Here is a 5,298-nt window from a genome sequence, read left to right on the forward strand (position 1 = left end):
CGATGGCGCCACCGTGCCGTATCCGCCGCTGACCAAGGATTTCCAGCACGAGGTCGAACTCGTCGTCGCGCTGAAGAGCGGCGGCCTCAACATTCCGGCCGACAAGGCGCTCGATCACGTCTGGGGCTACGGCGTCGGCGTCGATCTCACCCGGCGCGATCTGCAGATGGCGTCGCGCAAGAAGGAACAGCCCTGGGAGATCGGCAAGTCGTTCGATCTCTCCGCACCCTGCGGCGCGCTGCGCCCGGCCTTCGAGATCGGCCATCCGAGCAAGGGCAAGATCTGGCTGAAGGTCAACGGCACCGATCGCCAGAGCGGCGATCTGTCGGAGATGATCTGGAACGTCGCGGAGATCATCGCCAAGCTGTCGCTGCAGGTCGAACTCGGCGCCGGCGACATCATCATGACCGGCACACCGGCCGGTGTCGCGGCGTTGCAGCCCGGCGACCAGATCGAATGCGGTGTCGACGGCATCGGCACACTCAAGGTCTCAATCGCCGCGCCGAAGTAATCGCACTCCGGATTCTTTACACCGCTGATAGCAACACCGCCGTCATCCTGAGGTGCCCGCTGGGCCGCGCATAGCGCGGCGCTGCGGGCCTCGAAGGATGGGCCACAAGCCCTCTTGGCCGCATCCTTCGAGGCGCGCTGCGCGCACCTCAGGATGACGACTCAGCACATGACTAGACGCTGTGTAGTCAGTCGTTTTACGCCAGCAAATGACGATAGATCGCCGGCAGCGCTGAGGGCAGCCGGCCGATATGGCCGACGATCGCATAGCCGGCGCGGCCGAACAGCGTCGGGAAGTAATCCTGCGCGGCAGCGTCGACCGTGACGCCGAACACGGCGATGCCGCTGCGCCGCGCTTCCTGCACGGCCCTGCGGCTGTCTTCCAGAGCAAACCGGCCTTCATAGTGATCGATGTCGTTGGGCTTGCCGTCGGTCAGCACCAACAGCAGCTTCTTCCTTTGTGGTTGCCTGGCCAGCTCGGCGGACGCATGGCGGAGCGCCGCGCCGATCCGCGTGTAGTAGCCCGGTTTCAGTGCAGCGATGCGTCGCTCGACGGTAGCGTTCATCGGCTCGCCGAAATCCTTCACAGTTTCGACCCGCACCCAATCGCGCCGGCGTGACGTGAAGGTCAGGATGCTGTGCTGATCGCCGCAGGCTTCGATGCCGTGCGCCAGCACGGTCAGCGCCTCTTTCTCGACATCGAGCACGCGGCGATTGTCGATCCAGGCGTCGGTCGACAGTGAAACGTCGACCAAGAGCGTCACCGCCAGATCGCGACCTTGCGGCCTTGCCGCAATATGCAGCCGATCCGAACCGCCCTGCCCGGCGCGTAGTTCGGTCTGCATCCGGACCACGGCATCGAGATCGAGTTCGCTGCCGTCCTGCTGGGCGCGCAGCATCTCGTGGCGTGGGCGCAGCGTCTCGAACTGCCGCCGCACCCGCTTGATCAGCGCACGCGTCGTCTCGTCGCAACTCCAGCTCTCGCCTTGCTCGGACGCGTCTTGCGCCAGCACACGGCAATGATCGGGCAGATAGGCGCCGCGCTTGTAGTCCCACTCGGGATAGAGCTTGCCGGTCGCGAGCCGGCTCGACTCGGCGGCCTGCGGCGGCAGGTCGAGATCAAAGCGGAACTTGCTCGCCGGCTTCTCGGTCGACTTGCCGATGGTGATCTCTTCGAGATCGTCGGCGGCCTTGTCGGCATGCTCATCATCATCCTCGTCGGTCGGGCGCTCGACATTGACCATCTCGGCCATCGCCAGAATCTTCTCGAACCGATTGAGCGCAAGCGGATCACGCTGTGGACCATCCTCCGATTTGCGCTTGGCCGACCTACGCCGCGCCTCCGACGACTTCGCCGCCGCTCCATCATCGTCATCATCGGCATCGCGCTGAGGCGCATCGGCCGCTCGGCTCCAGACCTCGCCCCACAGCGGACAGGGTAGGAACGGCTGATAGCCGGCCGGCGCCTTGATGGTGAGATGCTCGTCCGAATTGATCATGCGCCACAGCTCGGAGTCCGGCCTGACCGCAGCACCGAGCAGCGCCAGGACCGAGGTCTCGATGTCATGCTCGAATTTCGGCAAGGATCGCCGCGGCCGCGCCGCTACCAACGCTTCGCCGAGCTGAAGATGCAGACGACCCAGCCCCGGAAACGCGTCGATCACCGCGAATGTGATCTCACGAGCGCGGCGCAGCTTGAGGAGATCGTTCCGCAGCGGATCGGCTTCGTCGATCAAATCATGGTCGGTGATCGCGAACCACGCCGCGAGCCAGCGATACAGGCCGCGATTGAGGTTGGCATCGTCAAACAGCGCGATCCGCTCCGGCAGGAAAAGCGTGGCCTCGTCGCGGCCGGGCTGCGCCAGCCGCTCCTCACCGAGTCCGATCCGCGCCCGCCACCCCAACCGATGCTCCGACGTACGCGCGGTGCTCGGCGCAAGCTGCACCGCGCTCTCGCCGCCGAGCCCGCGATAGATCACGCCGAGCGAGGCGCGGCACTCATTCAGCGTCGCCGCGGCCTCCGGATGATCGAGATAACTCGTTGCGCGCCCGACAAGGCGATGCCAGGCGCGGCCGACGGTTTCTTCGAGTTCGAGGAAGTCGAGCATGATGAGCTATCCCAAGCACGTCATTCCGGGGCGCGAGCGCAAGCTCGCGAACCCGGAATCCCGATGTTGTGGAGGCAGCGAGATTCCGGGTTCGCCGCTACGCGGCGCCCCGGAATGACTCGGGGCGAGCGACTTACTCATCCAATGACCGCATTCGCCACTTCGATCAGCGCCGCCTTCACCTCAGGCTCGTCGGTCAGCGGCTCGATCAACCCGGCCAGCACGGCATCGCGCAGCGGCAGGCCCTCGCTGATCAGGCTGGCGCAGTACACCAGAAGGCGCGTCGAGACGCCTTCCTCGAGATCGTGCCCCTTGAGTTTGCGCAGCTTGCCGGCAAGCTTCACCAGCGGCGCGACGCGCTCGGCGGAAAGGCCACTTTCCGCTGCAACCACCGCGATCTCCTGCTCGGGCGAGAGGAAGCCGAATTCGATCGCGGCGAAGCGCTGCCGCGTCGATGGCTTGAGCGCTTTCAACAGGCTCTGGTAACCGGGATTGTACGACACCACGAGCATGAAGTGCGGCGGCGCGATCAGTTCTTCGCCGGCGCGTTCCAACGGCAAGACGCGGCGATCATCGGCGAGCGGATGCAGCACGACGGCGACGTCCTTGCGGGCTTCGACGACCTCGTCGAGATAGCAGATGCCGCCGCTGCGCACCGCACGGGTCAGCGGGCCATCGACCCACACGGTCTCGCCGCCCTTCAAGAGATAGCGGCCGGTGAGATCCGCCGCGGTGAGATCGTCGTGACACGATACGGTGAACAGCGGCAGGCCCAGCTTCGCTGCCATATGGGCAACAAACCGCGTCTTGCCGCAGCCAGTCGGGCCTTTCAGCAGCAGCGGCACGCGGCGCTTCCAGGCATGTTCGAACAGCGCGCATTCGTTGCCGGCCGGCGTGTAGAGCGGCGGCACGGGCACTGAGACATCGACGGCGTGCAGAGCGGGCTTCATGGCGATCTCCGGATCCAGCGAGGGGATGCGGCCGCGCCGTGGCGCGGCCACTTTGGCGTTTGGTTACTCTGCCGGCTGCAACGCACCGCGCAGCGCCGCCTGCTTTTCGCGGCCGGGCACCAGCACGGCGAAGGCGAACATCAGCGCCGAGATCAACACGCAGACGCCGGAGCCGAGCCGCACCCAGTAGAACAGCGCGAGCTGATCCTGCACCTCGATGAAGCTCTGGCCGAGCACGCGCTGCAGATGCACCTGGATGATTCCGGCGAAGGTCAGCGCGAAGGTCATCACGCTCATCGCCGTGCACATCAGCCAAAACGACGCAATCGACAGCCACTGATTATACGGCGCGCGGCCGCGCAGCTGCGGAATCGCGTAGGTCATCATCGCGAGGTTCAGCATCACATAGGCGCCGAAGAAGGCGAGATGGCCGTGCGCTGCGGTGACCTGCGTGCCGTGGGTGTAGTAATTCACAGCCGACAGCGTGTGCAGGAAGCCCCAGACGCCGGCGCCGAAGAACGCCATCACCGAGCAGCCCACCGACCAGAGCAGCGCGGCGCGGTTTTCGTGCTTGCGGCCGGCCTTCCAGGTCATCTGCACGGTGAATACCACCATGGTGAAGAACGGCGCGACTTCAAGCGTCGAGAACAGCGAACCGATCCACTGCCAGTACGCCGGCGCGCCGATCCAGTAGTAATGATGGCCGGTACCGAGGATGCCGGAGAACAGCGCCAGACCGATGATGACGTAGAGCCATTTCTCGACCACCTCGCGATCGATTCCGTTGAGCTTGATCATCAGGAAGGCCAGCACCGAGGCCATGATCAATTCCCACACGCCCTCGACCCACAGATGGACGACGTACCACCAGTACATCTTGTCGAGGCCGAGATTGGCCGGGTTGTAAAACGAGAACAGGAAGAAGATCGCCACGCCCCACAGCCCGAACAGCAGGATGTTGGTGACCGTGGTCTTGCGCCCGCGCAGCACCGTCATGGTGATGTTGAACAGGAACATCAGGCAGACGACGACGATGCCGACCTTGATGACGAAGGGCTGTTCGAGGAATTCGCGGCCTTCGTGATAGTGGAACAGATAGCCGACCACCGCCGCGCCAGCCGCCGCGAAGAACAGCCAGAACTGGAATTTCGCCAGCTTCGGGCTGAACAGCTCGTTCTCGGTCTCTTCGGGAATGAGATAATAGGTGCAGCCCATGAAACCCATCAGCAGCCACACGATCAGCGCGTTGGTGTGGATCATGCGGACGATGTTGAAGGGCAGCACCACCGACAGCGTGTTCGGCATAACGTAAATCGTGCCGGCGAGCACGCCGAACGACACCTGGGCGAGGAACAGCGTCAGCGCACCATAAAAGTACAGCAGCGCGACCTTTTGGGTTTGGTATTTCATCGCGATCATCTTTCGGATGGAGACAAGGGTGAAGCTCAGCCGGCGCTGTTCGGCGGCCAGGACTGATTCTTGATGCGGCTGGTCCATTCCAGGAAGTCGGCCAGATCATTGACCTCCTGATCGGATAGATGGAACTGCGGCATCTGACGGCGGCCTTCGACGCCGGAAGGCTGTGCCGCCATCCAGGATTTCAGCATCTCGCGGGCCTGCGCCGGATCCTTGTCGCCGCCCCAGCGCACCCAGACGTTGCCGATCTCCGGCGCGTAGTAGGCGCCCTCGCCGAGCAGCGTGTGGCAGTTGATGCAGGAGTGCGTTCCAGA

The 5,298-nt window shown here is 64.3% G+C and carries 5 protein-coding genes; 1 reads left to right on the forward strand and 4 read right to left on the reverse strand.

Translation table 11 applies throughout. From position 1 onward, the window contains the following. Positions 1-511: fumarylacetoacetate hydrolase family protein (locus I5M_RS06480; RefSeq protein WP_022720651.1), on the forward strand; the 511-nt coding region annotated here is incomplete at its 5' end. A gap of 196 nt (positions 512-707) precedes the next feature. On the opposite strand, the gene I5M_RS06485 is transcribed toward I5M_RS06480, so the two are convergent. From I5M_RS06485 to I5M_RS06500, 4 genes are all read right to left on the reverse strand, one after another. After that, positions 708-2,618, reverse strand: a complete 1,911-nt coding sequence (locus tag I5M_RS06485) for a nitric oxide reductase activation protein NorD (protein ID WP_022720652.1) — start codon at positions 2,616-2,618, stop codon at positions 708-710. A 137-nt stretch (positions 2,619-2,755) separates the two neighbouring features. Continuing rightward, positions 2,756-3,568: a CbbQ/NirQ/NorQ/GpvN family protein gene (locus I5M_RS06490; protein WP_031335616.1), complete on the reverse strand. Its 813-nt coding sequence runs from the start codon at positions 3,566-3,568 to the stop codon at positions 2,756-2,758. Between the two features lie 63 nt (positions 3,569-3,631). Next, positions 3,632-4,978, reverse strand: coding sequence for a cbb3-type cytochrome c oxidase subunit I (locus tag I5M_RS06495; RefSeq protein ID WP_031335618.1), 1,347 nt, complete (start codon positions 4,976-4,978; stop codon positions 3,632-3,634). A 35-nt stretch (positions 4,979-5,013) separates the two neighbouring features. Beyond that, on the reverse strand, positions 5,014-5,298 hold a 285-nt coding region (locus I5M_RS06500), incomplete at its 5' end, for a cytochrome c (protein WP_022720655.1).

This window comes from Rhodopseudomonas sp. B29, from assembly GCF_000333455.1.
Lineage (GTDB): Bacteria > Pseudomonadota > Alphaproteobacteria > Rhizobiales > Xanthobacteraceae > Rhodopseudomonas.